The sequence below is a fragment of the Vreelandella sp. 21 genome (genome assembly GCF_050995515.1).
Lineage (GTDB): Bacteria > Pseudomonadota > Gammaproteobacteria > Pseudomonadales > Halomonadaceae > Vreelandella > Vreelandella alkaliphila.
Genome location: NZ_CP194673.1, coordinates 1,775,067 through 1,790,341, shown reverse-complemented (window position 1 = coordinate 1,790,341; position 15,275 = coordinate 1,775,067). Strand labels below are relative to the sequence as shown.

General features: G+C 50.5%; 15 protein-coding genes. 1 reads left to right on the top strand and 14 read right to left on the bottom strand.

Going from position 1 to position 15,275, the window contains the following annotated elements:
• Positions 1 to 58: 58 nt before the first annotated feature.
• The 8 genes from ACN06F_RS08370 to ACN06F_RS08335 all read right to left on the bottom strand — a co-directional run bounded on the left by ACN06F_RS08370 (position 59) and on the right by ACN06F_RS08335 (position 9,552).
• The gene (locus tag ACN06F_RS08370; protein WP_433925001.1) at positions 59 to 1,876 is read right to left on the bottom strand and encodes a SurA N-terminal domain-containing protein; all 1,818 of its coding nucleotides are present in this window, start codon (positions 1,874 to 1,876) and stop codon (positions 59 to 61) included.
• Positions 1,877 to 1,987: 111 nt separating this feature from the next.
• On the bottom strand, positions 1,988 to 2,260 hold the full coding sequence (locus ACN06F_RS08365) for an HU family DNA-binding protein (protein WP_009724302.1): 273 nt from the start codon (positions 2,258 to 2,260) through the stop codon (positions 1,988 to 1,990).
• Positions 2,261 to 2,454: 194 nt separating this feature from the next.
• Positions 2,455 to 4,884, bottom strand: a complete 2,430-nt coding sequence (gene lon, locus ACN06F_RS08360) for an endopeptidase La (protein WP_433925000.1) — start codon at positions 4,882 to 4,884, stop codon at positions 2,455 to 2,457.
• 199 nt (positions 4,885 to 5,083) lie between these two features.
• A complete protein-coding gene (gene clpX, locus ACN06F_RS08355) occupies positions 5,084 to 6,364 on the bottom strand; it encodes an ATP-dependent Clp protease ATP-binding subunit ClpX (protein ID WP_038483940.1) in 1,281 nt (426 codons plus the stop codon).
• Between the two features lie 74 nt (positions 6,365 to 6,438).
• Entirely contained in the window at positions 6,439 to 7,056 is a 618-nt protein-coding gene (clpP, locus tag ACN06F_RS08350; RefSeq protein WP_030073154.1) for an ATP-dependent Clp endopeptidase proteolytic subunit ClpP, read from the bottom strand.
• A 62-nt stretch (positions 7,057 to 7,118) separates the two neighbouring features.
• Positions 7,119 to 8,471: a trigger factor gene (tig, locus tag ACN06F_RS08345; protein ID WP_095602865.1), complete on the bottom strand. Its 1,353-nt coding sequence runs from the start codon at positions 8,469 to 8,471 to the stop codon at positions 7,119 to 7,121.
• Between the two features lie 248 nt (positions 8,472 to 8,719).
• On the bottom strand, positions 8,720 to 9,088 hold the full coding sequence (locus tag ACN06F_RS08340; protein WP_095602864.1) for a hypothetical protein: 369 nt from the start codon (positions 9,086 to 9,088) through the stop codon (positions 8,720 to 8,722).
• Between the two features lie 2 nt (positions 9,089 to 9,090).
• Positions 9,091 to 9,552 (bottom strand): flavodoxin domain-containing protein, encoded by a 462-nt coding sequence (locus ACN06F_RS08335; protein ID WP_038483928.1) that lies wholly within the window; start codon positions 9,550 to 9,552, stop codon positions 9,091 to 9,093.
• A 142-nt stretch (positions 9,553 to 9,694) separates the two neighbouring features.
• Between ACN06F_RS08335 and ACN06F_RS08330 the strand changes: the two genes are divergently transcribed.
• On the top strand, positions 9,695 to 9,901 hold the full coding sequence (locus ACN06F_RS08330; RefSeq protein ID WP_038483925.1) for a DUF2788 domain-containing protein: 207 nt from the start codon (positions 9,695 to 9,697) through the stop codon (positions 9,899 to 9,901).
• Between the two features lie 129 nt (positions 9,902 to 10,030).
• On the opposite strand, the gene ACN06F_RS08325 is transcribed toward ACN06F_RS08330, so the two are convergent.
• From ACN06F_RS08325 to infC, 6 genes are all read right to left on the bottom strand, one after another.
• Entirely contained in the window at positions 10,031 to 10,327 is a 297-nt protein-coding gene (locus ACN06F_RS08325) for an integration host factor subunit alpha (protein ID WP_009724294.1), read from the bottom strand.
• Positions 10,328 to 10,459: 132 nt separating this feature from the next.
• Positions 10,460 to 12,841, bottom strand: coding sequence for a phenylalanine--tRNA ligase subunit beta (gene pheT, locus ACN06F_RS08320; protein WP_433924999.1), 2,382 nt, complete (start codon positions 12,839 to 12,841; stop codon positions 10,460 to 10,462).
• 26 nt (positions 12,842 to 12,867) lie between these two features.
• Entirely contained in the window at positions 12,868 to 13,887 is a 1,020-nt protein-coding gene (gene pheS, locus ACN06F_RS08315; RefSeq protein WP_038483919.1) for a phenylalanine--tRNA ligase subunit alpha, read from the bottom strand.
• A gap of 157 nt (positions 13,888 to 14,044) precedes the next feature.
• The gene (rplT, locus tag ACN06F_RS08310) at positions 14,045 to 14,398 is read right to left on the bottom strand and encodes a 50S ribosomal protein L20 (RefSeq protein WP_009097607.1); all 354 of its coding nucleotides are present in this window, start codon (positions 14,396 to 14,398) and stop codon (positions 14,045 to 14,047) included.
• Between the two features lie 57 nt (positions 14,399 to 14,455).
• Entirely contained in the window at positions 14,456 to 14,650 is a 195-nt protein-coding gene (rpmI, locus tag ACN06F_RS08305; protein ID WP_009724291.1) for a 50S ribosomal protein L35, read from the bottom strand.
• Positions 14,651 to 14,731: 81 nt separating this feature from the next.
• Positions 14,732 to 15,271: a translation initiation factor IF-3 gene (gene infC / locus ACN06F_RS08300; RefSeq protein ID WP_083003855.1), complete on the bottom strand. Its 540-nt coding sequence runs from the start codon at positions 15,269 to 15,271 to the stop codon at positions 14,732 to 14,734.
• Between the last annotated feature and the right edge of the window lie 4 nt (positions 15,272 to 15,275).

Below are 15,275 nucleotides of genomic sequence, written 5' to 3'. Positions count from 1 at the left end.
AAAAAAGCCGGCCAAATCAATTTTTGGCCGGCTTTTTGGGTTAATAAAAACGCGTTAATTAACGCTCAATCTTCGCGTCACTACGCAGATCGTCTACCAAGCCCTGAATGACAGACTGTGCGCGGAGTTGCTCAGCCATTTGAGCTACAAAAGAAGTAAGCTGCTCGTCAACTTCGCCTACGGATACGCTATCCAACGCTATGATGGCAACGCCTTCCGGAAGTGACACAGAACGGTAAACGCTATCACCCTCCTGCGGACGCGGCATACGAAACACCTGTTGCACTACCGCCCGGGGAAGCACAGTGTCAGACTGGCGCGAGATATTGCTAGCCTCAAGCCAATCAATGTTGCTGGCCTCGCCCGCTTCCACCGCCTTGATCATACGAGCCGCTTCTTGCTCAAGTGCTTCTTGGCGTTGTTGAGCAACAACAGCGTTAGCGACTTCGTCACGCACATCGTCTAGCGTGAGTTGAGTCGTTTCGCGATGCTCCGCAACACGCAGCACAAGGCGACGATCATCATCCAGCTCGATCACTTCGCTGTTATAGCCTTCTTCTAGCACATCAGCACTAAAGGCCTCATCTAGCACCCCCGGCTCTGAAAGCACGCCCTCACCTTCACCGCGTGCTAACCAGTCAGTCTGGTTTAGCGTTAGACCGAGGTCATCCGCTACGCTTTGCAGATCATCGGCAGCAAAACTCTCATCAATTAAGCGCTGAACTTGCTGATTGAACTCATCATTGACTTCACGCAGAGCAACATCTTGCTGAAGTGCCTCACGCTGCTCTTCAAAGGCGGGTGCTACTAGCTCGGTTACCTGAAGGATATGAAATGCACCATCCATTTCCACCAGTTGAGATGTTTCACCTTCATCGAGAGCAAAAGCAGCTTCATCAAAGGCATCACCAAAGAAACCACGACTAATAACCCCTAAGTCGCCGCCTTCCTCAGCACTCGCCGTATCATCTGAATAACGCAGTGCCGTATCGGCGAAAGTTTCACCGCTGTTCAAGGCTTCTAAAGCCTCATTAGCGTGTGCTTGCGCTTCTTGGCGACTGCGCTCTTCGCCAAACGTCACCATAATATGAGAGACACGTCGATCGGCATTGCGATTCTGCTCACGCCACGCATCGCGCAAGCTCTGCTCGTTAACCTCAACGTTTTCCGCCATCGCTTGACGGTCAACTAACACATACTCAACGCGCACCTGCTCAGGACGCTCGAAACGTGCCTGGTTTGCATCGAAATATTCCTGCATTTGCGCTTCAGTAACATTCGCCTCTACGCTTACATCATCGGCATCTAATAAAACATAGCGAAAACTGCGCTGCTGGCGCTGCAATTCAGCTAAGCGTTCCTGCTCGCTTTCCAAGCTAAAGTCGCTAAACGCAAGGCCTTGCTGCAAGTGCTGGCGCTTGATATCGGCACGCAGCTCTTCACGAAACGCCACTGGGGTATATCCTGCACCAGCAAGACGGTTGCGGAATATTTCAGCCGAGAACCGACCATCTTGATCATGAAACTCTGGCAGACCAACAATCATTTGGTCTAGTTGGGCATCGGAGACGAACACACCACCGTCTTCAGCATATTGTGTTAGCAGTTGCTGAGTTATCAACTGGTCAAGGAGATCATTACGAAGCGCCCGCTCTTGCTCTGGTGGCACCTGTCCAGAGCGAAGCGCACGTTGTACCTCAAGCTCAACCTGCTGACGCATGATTGGTTCGCCGTTAACGCTCGCCACTTCATTAGGGTCATCGCCAAAGACACTAAACAGCGACTCCACGCCAAAAAGCGCCATGGCAGCCACCATGACACCGATAATTATTTTGGCACCCCAGCTTCTGGAGCCATCTCGAATACTTTGCAGCATGCTAGCCTCAGATCATCACAGCTATCTATCGCCCTAACTATCGGGCCAGAAAAAAACATGGGCGCATCGCGAATGCGATGCGCCCATTAGCTTACAGCAAACGCGAGCCAATTAGTTGACGGCGTCTTTCAGCGCTTTACCGGCTTTGAAGCTGGGGACTTTCGCAGCGCTAATTTCAATCGGCTGGCCGGTCTGCGGGTTACGACCAGTACGAGCAGCACGCTCTTTAATTGCGAAAGTACCAAAACCTACCAGTGAAACACTTTCGCCTTTTTTGAGGCTATCGGTGACAGACTCCACCATGGCATCCAATGCGCGGGTTGCCGCTGCTTTAGGAATATCAGCAGACGCGGCAATAGCTTCAATCAGCTCGGACTTATTCACACTTCACCCCTTAACTGTTTCAAAAAAATGGCTCTGAACGGCACTGCCACCGTTAGATACAACTTCAAAGCGTAGCTGTGTTTTATAGCAATGCCTTGAAACTCCTGTCAAGCGACAGTGCCGAGAAATGCCCGCAACTCAAGGTCTTGGGCAAAACTATTAAGTAATGTTAAAACTCAATGGAGTATTAACGCTTAATGGGTACTCGTTACGACGGTTGAATTAAAAGCCGGATCAGAACCTTTCAACGAGACGCTCTCGTCAATTGGATCGTTATGTAGCGCTACGGCCAGTACTTCATCTATCCACTGTACGGGACGGATATCAAGTGCCCCTTTAATATTTTCTGGCACTTCCTTGAGGTCTCGACGATTTTCCTCAGGAATTAAGACCGTCTTTATACCACCGCGACGGGCTGCCAGCAATTTCTCCTTTAACCCCCCAATGGGCATCACTTCGCCACGTAGGTTCACTTCTCCTGTCATGGCCACATCACAACGCACAGGGCGTTGAGTATAGGCAGAGACAATCGCGGTTACCATGGCAATGCCTGCACTTGGGCCATCTTTAGGCGTAGCACCTTCCGGAACGTGAATGTGCAAGTCTTCATTCTCAAACCGTTGCGGATCAATACCATACTCTTTTGCACGCGCCTTAACGACCGTTTGCGCCGCACTCACCGACTCTTTCATAACATCGCCCAGCGAGCCGGTTTTGTTGATACGTCCTTTGCCGGGCGTAACAACAGATTCGATATTCAGCAATTCGCCGCCAACCGATGTCCACGCTAGCCCTGTCACACGACCAACTTGATCTTCCTGCTCAGCCAACCCGTAGCTATAACGGCGCACACCGGCATAGGCTTCAATATCTTCAGCTGCCAGTACTTGTTGAGCCTGCAGATGGCTACCCTGCTTACCACCCGCTGCCTGCTCGGCTTCTAAACGCTCGCGCAACACCTTACGGCAGACTTTGGCGATCTGACGCTCCAGCTCTCGCACCCCAGCTTCACGGGTGTAATAACGTACTAGTTCTAGCAGAGCATCATCATTGAGCGCCAGCTCTTCTGTTTTGAGGCCATTCGCTTCTTGCTGCTTCGGCAACAAATAACGCCTAGCGATCGCTAACTTTTCATCTTCGGTGTAACCCGGCAAACGAATGATTTCCATACGATCCAACAGCGGACCAGGAATATTCATTGAGTTAGCAGTACAGATAAATAGCGTTTCTGATAGATCGTAGTCCAACTCAAGGTAGTGATCACTAAAACTATTGTTTTGCTCAGGATCAAGCACCTCTAGCAGCGCCGACGCAGGGTCACCGCGGTGATCCATACCGAGCTTATCGACTTCATCCAATAAAAACAGTGGGTTCTTAACGCCAGCACGACTCATCCGCTGCATTAACTTACCTGGCAACGAACCAATGTAAGTGCGGCGATGACCGCGAATTTCAGACTCATCACGTACGCCGCCTAACGCCAGACGAACATATTTACGATTCGTGGCCCGCGCGATAGATTGACCAAGAGAGGTTTTACCCACACCAGGGGGACCCACCAAGCATAATACAGGCCCTTTCATCTTGCGCACGCGCTTTTGTACCGCAAGATATTCAAGGATACGAGCCTTGACTTCTTCTAAGCCGTAATGGTCCTGATCCAGCACTTCCTGCGCTTTCACTAAGTCGTGCTTGACGCGGGTACGCTTCTTCCAGGGGACAGCTATTAGCCAGTCTAGGTAAGAGCGAACCACCGTAGCTTCGGCCGAGTTAGCAGCCATCATTTTTAGCTTACTAAGCTCTTGAGTAGCCTTTTCTGCCGCTTCTTTGGGCATTCCAGATGAAGCGATGGCTTGCTCGTATTTTTCGGCCTCATTTGGCACATTATCCAGCTCACCCATCTCTTTCTGGATGGCCTTCATCTGCTCATTGAGGTAATACTCGCGCTGGGTCTTTTCCATCTGCTCTTTCACACGCGAGCGGATGCGCTTTTCAACCTGCAGCAAATCAATTTCGGACTCAATCAGCGCCATTAAGTGCTCAATGCGATCACGCACGCGATCCATTTCGAGCAGCTCTTGCTTGTCGCCTATTTTTAATGACAAGTGCGCACAGATGGTATCGACCAAGCGGCTCGGATCCTCAATTCCAGAAAGCGAATTGAGCACCTCGTTAGGCACTTTTTTGGACAGCTTGACGTATTGCTCAAATTGGTTGAGCAGCACACGTACCAGTGCTTCTTGCTCACGACTGGTTAGCGGCTCGCTCTCACGAGGCACCAAGTAAGCTTGGGTGTAGCCCGTTTCGTGCTCTTCAATATCGATAACATCAGCGCGAAAATTACCTTCAATCAGCACTTTTACAGTGCCATCAGGCAATTTTAGCAGTTGCATGATATCGGCCACGGTGCCCATGGCATAAAGATCAGCGTTATCGGGCTCATCCTGGGAGGCCTCACGCTGAGCCACCAGCAGCACACGCTTGTCGGCCTCCATCGCCGCTTCCAACGCTTGGATGGACTTCTCACGACCAACAAAAAGTGGAATAACCATTTGCGGGTACACAACCACATCCCGCAAAGGCAACAGGGGTAAACATTGTGTCTGATCGGCGTTCTGCTGCATCGCAGACGTTCCTCAAAATCGGATGAGTACTTGAAAGGGTACTTAGCCAAGTACCTCACAGTATGAAAAGCATGGCGCTAGGGCGCTGAGCAGCTAGGCAAACATTTCATGAATAACTTATGAATAACAAGGGGCCGCCTAGGCGACCCCTTGGTTTGGCGCAAGCGGTAAAAGCTAGGCCGTGGAATGCACGTCGGGACTAACCGTCGGTGCCATCAACACGAGCATCTTCCTGCTGCGAATAGATCAGTAGTGGCTCACTTTCGCCTGCAATCACTGAACTATCAATCACCACTTTGCTAACACCTTCAAGCGAAGGAATCTCGTACATGGTGTCTAGCAGCACAGACTCAAGGATAGATCGCAAACCCCGCGCGCCAGTTTTACGCTCCATTGCCTTGGTTGCGACAGCACGCAGCGCTTCGTCTCTAAACTCGAGCGTCACATCTTCCATTTCAAAGAGCTTGGCATACTGCTTAACCAGCGAGTTTTTCGGCTCAGTTAAGATCTGTACCAACGCATCTTCATTTAGCTCAGTGAGCGTCGCAATCACGGGCAGACGTCCAACAAACTCAGGAATTAAACCAAATTTCACTAAATCATCTGGTTCTACGTCGGCCAGTAACTCACCCACACCACGCGAAGACTCTTTGCTCTTCACGCTAGCATTGAAACCAATGCCACCTTTCTCAGCACGGTCACGGATAACTTTATCAAGACCCGCAAAAGCGCCACCCACAATAAACAGCATGTTGGCCGTATTGACCTGAACAAACTCTTGCTGGGGATGTTTACGACCACCCTGCGGCGGCACGGATGCTGTTGTGCCTTCAATCAACTTGAGTAGTGCCTGCTGGACACCCTCGCCCGACACATCACGTGTGATGGAAGGGTTATCAGACTTGCGCGAAATCTTATCGATTTCATCGATATAAACAATGCCTCGCTCAGCCTTTTCGACGTCGTAATCACACTTCTGCAGAAGCTTTTGGATGATGTTTTCAACATCTTCACCCACATAACCCGCTTCTGTCAGTGTAGTGGCATCGGCAATGGTAAAAGGTACATTCAATAACCGCGCCATGGTTTCCGCCAACAGTGTTTTACCACTACCGGTAGGACCAATAAGCAGAATATTTGATTTACCTAGCTCTACATCGCCTTCGCGCACTTCCGTCTTAAGACGCTTGTAGTGGTTATAAACCGCTACAGATAGCACCATTTTGGCGCGATCTTGTCCGATGACATAGTCGTCTAACGTATGACGTATTTCGCGAGGCGTAGGTAAACGCTCTTCATCGCTCTCGGCATCGGCTTCGAGAACTTCTTCGCGAATGATGTCATTACATAAGTCGACACACTCATCGCAGATATATACGGACGGGCCTGCAATTAGCTTACGTACTTCGTTTTGATTCTTACCACAAAACGAGCAGTATAAAAGCTTGCCACCTTCGTCCTTGCCTTTGCCGTCGGCCATTCGCGTACCTCTATCACTGCGGCGGCTTACGCCGCCGGAAAAGCTCGTTAGAAAAGCAGAATCCTACCACGCTATCAGGATGTAGGCCGCTTATCCAGCACTGCGTCAATCAAGCCATATTCTTGGGCTTTAGTGGCGCTCATAAAGTTGTCACGGTCAGTATCCCGAGCAACAGTATCAAGATCTTGGCCAGTATGATGGGCTAAAATCTGGTTCAGTTTTTCACGAATACCTAAAATCTCACGGGTGTGGATCTCGATATCAGACGCTTGGCCTTGATAGCCACCCAGCGGCTGGTGAATCATCACACGGGAATTAGGCAAACAATAACGTTTACCTGCTGCGCCTGCTGTCAGCAACAGTGCACCCATGCTAGCCGCTTGCCCAATACATACGGTCGACACATCAGGCTTAATAAACTGCATGGTGTCGTAGATAGACATACCTGCCGTTACAGACCCACCAGGAGAATTAATGTAAAGGTGAATATCTTTATCAGGGTTCTCTGACTCAAGAAACAGCAGCTGCGCCACCACTAAGTTCGCCATGTAATCTTCAACTGGTCCAACCAGGAAAATAACACGCTCTTTTAGCAGGCGTGAGTAGATGTCATAGGCTCTTTCCCCTTTGGCGCTCTGCTCAACCACCATGGGCACTAAACCGCCGGCGTTTTGAATATCAAACTCACTCATTCGTGATTCCTTGCGTCCGGTAAGGGAAAGCGCACCCACATAGGGTGCGCCACGCGATGAAGTTAAGCGCTAGCTTGTTCGCTTTCTTCAACACCTTCATCTTGCTCGGCCTGTTGCTGAGCCGCTGCCAATGCCTGCTGGTATGACATTTCAACGTCTTTAACGTTCGTTTGCTCCAGCAGCTTATCAACAGCCTTCTCTTCCAAGATGGCAGACTTCACTTGGGTTTTGAGCTGCTCATTACCCATGTAGTATTCAACCACTTCGGAAGGATCCTGATACTGCTCTGCCAGCTCTTCAACCTTAGCTTTAATTGCATCATCATCAGCGTCTAACTCATTCGCCTTGATAACCTCGGCTAGCAGCAACCCTACCTGGACGCGGCCTTTCGCTTGCTCTTCGAAGAGTTCATTCGGCAGCTGGCTGACATCAAAGTCCTCACCCAGACCGAACTGCTGTGCTGCCTGACGCTTCATGCCATCAGTTTCTTGCTGAACAAGCGCACTTGGCACAGGAATATCGTTCGCTTTTTTCAGCGCATCCAACACCTGCTGCTTAACACGGTTATCTACCGCTTGGGCCGCTTCGCGGGTCATGTTCTTTTTGATTTCAGCGCGGAATTTCTCTTCATCGCCATCTTCAACACCAAAGCGCGCAATAAACTCAGCGTCTACGGCCGGCAGCGTTTGGCTACTGACTTTATGAACGGTGACTTTAAAGGTGGCTTCCTGGCCTGCAAGATGCTCTGCTTGGTAATCTTCAGGGAAGGTAACAGTGATGGTTTTCTCATCTCCCGCCTTCGCACCGATCAACTGCTCTTCAAAGCCTGGGATGAAGCTGTTAGAGCCAATAACTAAAGCATGGCCCTCAGCACTTCCACCTTCAAACGGCTCATCACCCAAGAAGCCCTGGAAGTCGATGGTAACTTGATCGCCATCAGCAGCGGCGGCGTCTACTTCTTCCCACGCAGCATTTTGCTTACGCAGTGTATCGATCATCTCATCGACATCAGCATCGTTAACCGCCACTACCGGACGCTCAACCTCGGTGCCTTCGATAGACGCAAGCTCAACCTGCGGGTAGATTTCCATAACCGCCACAAACTCTAGGTCTTTGCCAGTTTGGTTTACTTTTGGCTCAATCTGGGGGAAACCGGCAGGATTAAGGCCTTCTTCCGTGATGGCACGCACATAGCGCTCGCGCATCACTTCACCTACCACCTCATTGCGCACGCTGTCACCATAGCGCTGACGAACTACAGCCATCGGCACTCGGCCTTGGCGAAAACCATTCAGGCGAACGTTTTTCGCGGTGTCTATTAAGCGAGCGCTGACGGCCTCGTCGATTTCGGCGGCCGGCACCTGAATAGTGATACGGCGTTCGATCTGGGAGGTCGTCTCGACGGAAACTTGCATGAATTGTCCTCTAGCGGCTGGGCGTTATGTTGATTGCGTAAAATAAGTACAAGGGGGCAATTTTAAGAACCCTAGCGCATCGTGGCAAGCGCCATGCTCGCAAGATGGGGGCATAACCCGCAAATACAAGGGTAATCACTAGCAAAACGACCATTTTAGGTCGTTTTTTGACCACAATGCAGTCAAAATTATTTTTAAACGTTAGGTGAAGCCTTGTAGCCTGACTATTACTTCTAAAAGAGTGGCCTTTAATCGCGCTTCGCCCACCACAAAGAAACAGCATGAAATAGCAAACCACAGGTTGCTGCGTGGGAAATAAACACTTGCCAGCTAATCCAGTCAGTGAACAGGCCATGCCATGCGCCCATTACCAAGGCACCCACTAGCAGCATAAATAGCAAGCGCTGACATAATTTTGGCAGCGCTTTTCGTGCGTCAACCGACAGCATTTTCCACTGAACAGCGGCAGCACCCACCACAATGGCTAGCGCAATAAGTAACAATGTTTGGCGTGTTTCATGCCCTTCTACCATGTAACGAGGTATCGCGGCCAACATCACAATACAAAGCCCGAGAGCAACGCTAATACGTTCCGGAGAAAAAGGGACTCGCTGCATGGTTAAGCAACCTTCAGTTGCTGAGACTCAATCCACTCTTCTACCCACGGAATAGCGGCGTCATCTGCCATAAAAGTTTCCATAGCATCCACTTCCAGCCGCTCACCTAAACGCGTTGCACCATAATCCGCTAATAACGCATCGAGCGCCCTTCCCGCTCCACAGAACGTGTCTCCGTATGAGCTATCGCCCAACGCAATCAACCCATAGCGCAACGATGTAAGCGAGGGACTTTTTTCCTGCAGCCCGCGCACAAAAGAAACAAAATTCCCTGGGTAATCTCCACTGCCCGTAGTTGATACACAAAACAGCGTAAGATCTTGGCTATTGGTCAAATCGTCAATCGTCGGCTGCTCAGAAATATCAACCTTGTAGCCAGCCTGCTCAAATAACGGCTTTACTTGCTCTGCGACATCTAACGCGCCACCGTACATTGTACCGACTAGAATCGTTAGCGTTGGCATGGCCTACTCCTCTGCAATAGTGTCGCACTGTGCTTTGTTCAGTCGACAAATACCCGATGAATTTGGTCAAATATTAACACGACTCGCAAAAACGACACACGCCTTCTCATGAGGCACTATCAATCATTTAGTAGGAAATCTTATGCAGCAGCTCTTTGAGGCATGGATAACACCGATCATGGTCGGTGGCTTAATCGTGTTTATGTGCTTTATTATTTGGGACTTAGCTAAGAAATCCAACGCAGGCAAGTTTGGCACGATCATGCTTTTTGTCGTTCTGGGTGCTGGCATGCTGGGTTATGTCATTAAGGTAGTGATCACTTGGCTCATTGAAGGACGTGGACTTTAGTCCAAAACTTAAAAAGGAGCACCCGAAGGTACTCCTTTTCATTTGCTACCACTCTGCGCATCAGCTCAGCACAACTGTTCGACACACTCACCCACCAACCAGTGCATTGAAGCTTCCCCCACACGTAAGTTAGCTGCTTGTGTAGCGCTCTACCTGCTGCTTTAGCTTTTGACCGGGACGAAAAGTAACAACGCGCCGTGCAGAAATGGGAATTTCTTCACCCGTCTTGGGGTTACGCCCCGGTCTTTCGCGCTTATCACGCAAATCGAAATTGCCGAAACCCGATAGCTTAACCTGCTCATTTTCGCGCAAGCAGGCACGGATCTCTTCAAAAAAAGCCTCAACCATGGCTTTTGCTTCTCGCTTCGACAGCGCGAGCTCAGTGTGTAAATGTTCTGCTAGCTCTGCTTTGGTCAACGCACCCATAAGGCCCCCTCCATGTAGCAAACGCATTGCCAAGAACGTGATAAGCGTCGTGTCATGGCATTATTTAATTATTCACGTAACTATCCACCAAACCTAGTCGCAAATCCTGTCCACAAATCCTATCCACAAATCCTATCCACGTAGCTCAGCATCTAATTCTGTTCGCACTTGCGATACGATAGAATCTACCAACAGGTTGATTTCATCGTCATTTAGCGTGCGTGATCCGTGCTGCCACGTCAAGCCCAATGCAATACTCTTACAACCATCAGCTACGCCCTTACCAGCATAGACATCAAATAGCTTAATGTCTTTCAAGTAATCGCCAGCTTGTGCTTTTGCACAATCAAGTAGTGCCTGAACCGGTATCTCCGCCTTAACAGTGAAAGCCAAGTCACGGCGAACTTCCGGATAACGTGACAGCGGCTCAAAGGCCGGGATGAGACCTTCGCTCAGCGCATCTAAGCGAACCTCAAACATGACGGCATCTACTTTCAGCCCTAGCTTGGCTCGCACTTGAGGGTGCAAGGTGCCAATCCAACCGGCTGGCTTACCATTATGCAACAGCCTTGCAGTTTGCCCAGGGTGTAACGAAGGATGCTCACCCGGCTCAAAACGCCAAGCATCCAGCGCGCCACCAAGCGCCAACAGGCTTTCTAAATCGCCTTTTAGATCGTAAAAATCGACTTGGGCTTTAGCCCCGCACCAACCTTCAGCTTCACGACCTCCGCATACCAGCGCTCCCATCATCGGGACTTGCGAGAGGTTGTCCAAATGGCCATTAAATACCAAGCCGGTTTCAAACAGTCTGACACGGGTTTGCTGACGATTCAGATTATGCTCAAGCGCACGCACTAAGCCGGGGAACAGGCTAGCCCGCATCACCGACAGATCTGACGAAATCGGATTCGCCAACACTGGTGAAATAGCGTCCGGCAACATCACCGTCTGGAGATCAGGCGCAACAAAGCTGTAAGTTATCGCTTCCTGAAAACCGCGAGCTACCATTTGGTTACGCAGCTGGGCTTGGGTTAGCACCGCCTCGTTAGCCGGACGCAGTGCCAAACGCGCCGCAGGGCGCCGAACAGGTAGGTTGTTGTAACCATGAACTCTAGCAATCTCTTCAATGAGATCTTCTTCGATCGCCACGTCGAAACGCCAACTTGGCGCTGTGACTAACCAGCCATCTGCCTGCTTATCAACCGCAAGCCCTAAATGCTGCAGAATGTCAGTTACATCTTCAACGGGCAGCCGCTTCGAAAGCGCACTCTCTAAACGCGCCTCGCGCAATACAATGTTACGCGGTGCTGGCAGGTGTTCGCCACTGGACGACTCAGTAACAGGGCCAGCCTGACCACCACATATCTCCATTAGAAGCTGAGTGGCACGCTCAATCGCCACACTGGCAAGCGCCGGATCAACGCCACGCTCAAATCGATGTGATGCATCCGTATGGAGACCGTAAGAACGCGCCTGCCCTGCAATAGCCAACGGCGTAAAATAGGCAGCTTCCAAGAAAATCGTATCGGTTTTCTCACTTACCCCTGAGTTCTCGCCCCCCATAACACCCGCCATTGCTAGAGGCCCTTCATCATCAGCAATAACCAGTGTTTCAGGTCTTAGCGCTACTTCCTGACCGTCCAACAAGGTCAGACGCTCTTCTTTACGCGCTAAGCGAACGGTAATACCGCCGTGAAGATTGTCGCGATCAAACGCATGCAACGGCTGGCCTAGCTCTAGCATCACGTAGTTAGTCACATCAACGGCAGGGTCAATGGAACGAACACCGCTACGCCGGAGACGCTCCACCATCCACAGCGGGGTTTCGACGCTAATATCGACACCCTTAATAATGCGCCCCAGGTAGCGCGGGCACTGCTCCGGCGCTTCAATACGCACTGAAAAAGTATCGTCAATGCTAGCTTCAATAACCGCAATCTCAGGCCCACTCACCGGAAGACGATTGAGCACGCCCACTTCTCGAGCCAGCCCCTTGATACTTAGGCAATCACCACGATTCGGCGTGAGATCAACTTCAATGGTCATGTCATCGAGCTGCATATACTCTCGAAAACTTAGACCTACCGGCGCAGAGGCGGGCAGCACAAAAATACCAGGAGACGTCTCTTCCTCAAGGCCTAGCTCTGAGGCCGAGCAAATCATTCCGCGTGACTCAACACCACGCAATTTGGCTTTTTTGATTTTAAAGTCGCCCGGTAGAATGCCACCCACCTGAGCAAACGGAATTTTTTGACCAACATCGACATTGGCAGCACCACAAACAACCTGCACAGGCTCACCGGTACCATCATTAACAGTACATACGTTGAGCTTATCAGCATCTGGATGCTTCTCTTTAGTCAGCACCTCTGCAACCACTACGCCACTAAACGCGGACGCAACAGCCTCAATAGCATCGACCTCAAGGCCTGCCATGGTAATTTGATCGGCAATTGCCTGTGTATCAAGCTGCGGAGCCACCCAGTCACGCAGCCACTGTTCTGAAAATTTCATATTGATTCCCGTCGTTGGCAGCGGTCTTAGGTAAATTGGCGAAGAAAACGCAGATCGTTCTCAAAGAACAAACGCAGGTCATTGACACCGTAGCGCAGCATCGCAAGCCGCTCGGCGCCCATACCAAACGCAAACCCTGTGTAACGCTCAGCATCAATACCCGAATGCCGGAACACCTCAGGATGCACCATCCCACAGCCCATAACCTCCAACCAGCCGCTATGCGAGCAGACCCGACAACCATCACCGCTACACATCACACACTGAATATCGACCTCTGCGGAGGGCTCAGTGAATGGAAAGTAAGAGGGACGGAAGCGCACTGAAAGATCATCGCGTTCAAAAAACGCCTGGAGGAAATCTTCAATAGTCCCCTTAAGATCTGCAAAGCTCACACCTTCGTCAACCAACAGGCCTTCCACTTGGTGGAACATTGGGGTGTGGGTGAGATCTGAATCACTACGGTAGACACGACCGGGGCAAACAATACGGATCGGCGGCTCACTACTTTTCATGGTACGCACTTGAACTGGCGATGTGTGAGTACGTAACAAGCGTGTAGCATCGAAATAGAAGGTGTCAGCCATACCACGCGCTGGGTGATGAGCGGGTATATTTAGCGCCTCGAAATTATGGTAGTCATCTTCAATTTCTGGCCCTACAGCCACATCGTAACCAATCCTGGTAAACAAGCCTTCAATACGCTCAAGCGTGCGGGTGACTGGATGTAGGCCGCCATTCTCCTGACCACGGCCAGGCAGTGTCACGTCAATTTTTTCAGCTGCCAAGCGAGCGTTAAGCGCTTCACTTTCGAGTTGCTGACGCTTTGTATCAATTTCAGCTGCCAGGGTTTGTTTCGCCTGATTAATTTGCTCACCGGCGGCAGGACGCTCTTCTGCTGATAGCTTTCCTAAGCCTTTCAACAAGGCCGTCACTTCGCCCTTTTTACCCAAGTAACGTACGCGCAACTCATCTAGAGCAGGGACACTTTGCGCCGCATGAATAGCATCGCGAGCCTCTGACACCAGAGTAGGAAGATGGTCCATCCGATTCACTCCGAATTAAGCGATTTCCATCTCGAAAGATGGCTGGCATGTTGAAGGTGACAAAAAAACAGGGGAAGAGCGGCTGCTCTTCCCCTGCATGGGTCACACTGAAATGACCTCTGACACGTCACACTGATTTAACTCAGTGCAATGTGCCTTATTGGGCAGCCTTGGCTTTTTCCACGATAGCCGCAAATGCAGCTTTCTCGTGTACTGCCAGGTCGGCCAATACTTTGCGATCAATTTCAATACCGGCTTTCTTCAGACCGCCAACAAAGCGGCTGTAAGACATGCCATTGATGCGCGCACCAGCGTTAATACGCTGAATCCACAGAGCGCGGAATTGACGCTTGCGGTTGCGGCGGTCACGGTAAGCATACTGACCGGCTTTGATAACAGCCTGCTTGGCTACGCGGAAAACACGCGAACGGGCTCCGTAGTAACCTTTAGCCTGCTTCAATACTTTTTTATGGCGACGACGGGCAACTACGCCACGCTTAACACGAGTCATAACACACTCCTGACTTTATGACTGAGGCTAAATGCACTCAGATAAGAAAATTCGACCTTACAGATTCGGCAGCATGCGCTGAATCAGCGCTTTGTCAGAAGCATGGATCTGCTTCATACCACGTAGCTGACGCTTACGCTTGGTCGACTTCTTGGTCAAGATGTGGCTACGGAAAGACTGCTTGTGCTTGAAGCCATTGGCGGTCTTTTTAAAGCGCTTAGCAGCGCCGCTGTTGCTTTTGATTTTCGGCATGAGAAAACTCCGCTCGATATTTTTTAGAAAACCCAGGGCCGATCAGCGCTTTCACGCTGACCCGTTAGCTTCGCCGTTGGATCACTTCTTCTTCGGGGCAATAATCATGATCATCTGGCGTCCTTCCATTTTTGGGAAAGACTCTACCGCTCCGATCTCTTCCAGGTCTGCCGCGATCCGTTCCATTAGCTTACGACCAATGTCCTGGTGCGCCATTTCACGACCACGGAAGCGCAATGTGACTTTGCCCTTATCACCACCTTCTAGAAAGCGCGTCAGGTTTTTAAGCTTGACCTGATAATCGCCTTCGTCAGTGCCAGGACGGAATTTGACTTCCTTGACCTGAATTTGCTTCTGCTTTTTCTTTTGAGCCGCTTTCTGCTTCTTCGTCTCAAAAACAAATTTGCCATAATCCATAATCTTACAAACGATTGGATCGGCATTCGAAATTTGCACGAGGTCTAAACCGGCAGCTTCTGCACGCTCAAGCGCTTCGGTGGTGGGCACAACGCCCAACTGTTCACCTTCAGCATCGATCAAACGTACTTCTTCTTCGGTAATTCTCTCGTTCATTGGTGGGCGTTTGTCTTGTGGACGCCCGCGCTGATTGCTTCGCTTGATTGCT

Coding starts and splice junctions, on each gene's coding strand:
- rpmI (WP_009724291.1), bottom strand. CDS start 14,650: ATGCCGAAAATCAAAAGCAACAGCGGCGCTGCTAAGCGCTTTAAAAAG.
- ACN06F_RS08340 (WP_095602864.1), bottom strand. CDS start 9,088: ATGCAGCGAGTCCCTTTTTCTCCGGAACGTATTAGCGTTGCTCTCGGG.
- tig (WP_095602865.1), bottom strand. CDS start 8,471: ATGCAAGTTTCCGTCGAGACGACCTCCCAGATCGAACGCCGTATCACT.
- ACN06F_RS08370 (WP_433925001.1), bottom strand. CDS start 1,876: ATGCTGCAAAGTATTCGAGATGGCTCCAGAAGCTGGGGTGCCAAAATA.
- pheT (WP_433924999.1), bottom strand. CDS start 12,841: ATGAAATTTTCAGAACAGTGGCTGCGTGACTGGGTGGCTCCGCAGCTT.
- ACN06F_RS08335 (WP_038483928.1), bottom strand. CDS start 9,552: ATGCCAACGCTAACGATTCTAGTCGGTACAATGTACGGTGGCGCGTTA.
- ACN06F_RS08325 (WP_009724294.1), bottom strand. CDS start 10,327: ATGGGTGCGTTGACCAAAGCAGAGCTAGCAGAACATTTACACACTGAG.
- rplT (WP_009097607.1), bottom strand. CDS start 14,398: ATGACTCGTGTTAAGCGTGGCGTAGTTGCCCGTCGTCGCCATAAAAAA.
- clpP (WP_030073154.1), bottom strand. CDS start 7,056: ATGAGTGAGTTTGATATTCAAAACGCCGGCGGTTTAGTGCCCATGGTG.
- ACN06F_RS08330 (WP_038483925.1), top strand. CDS start 9,695: ATGCAGCAGCTCTTTGAGGCATGGATAACACCGATCATGGTCGGTGGC.
- pheS (WP_038483919.1), bottom strand. CDS start 13,887: ATGGACCATCTTCCTACTCTGGTGTCAGAGGCTCGCGATGCTATTCAT.
- clpX (WP_038483940.1), bottom strand. CDS start 6,364: ATGGCCGACGGCAAAGGCAAGGACGAAGGTGGCAAGCTTTTATACTGC.
- lon (WP_433925000.1), bottom strand. CDS start 4,884: ATGCAGCAGAACGCCGATCAGACACAATGTTTACCCCTGTTGCCTTTG.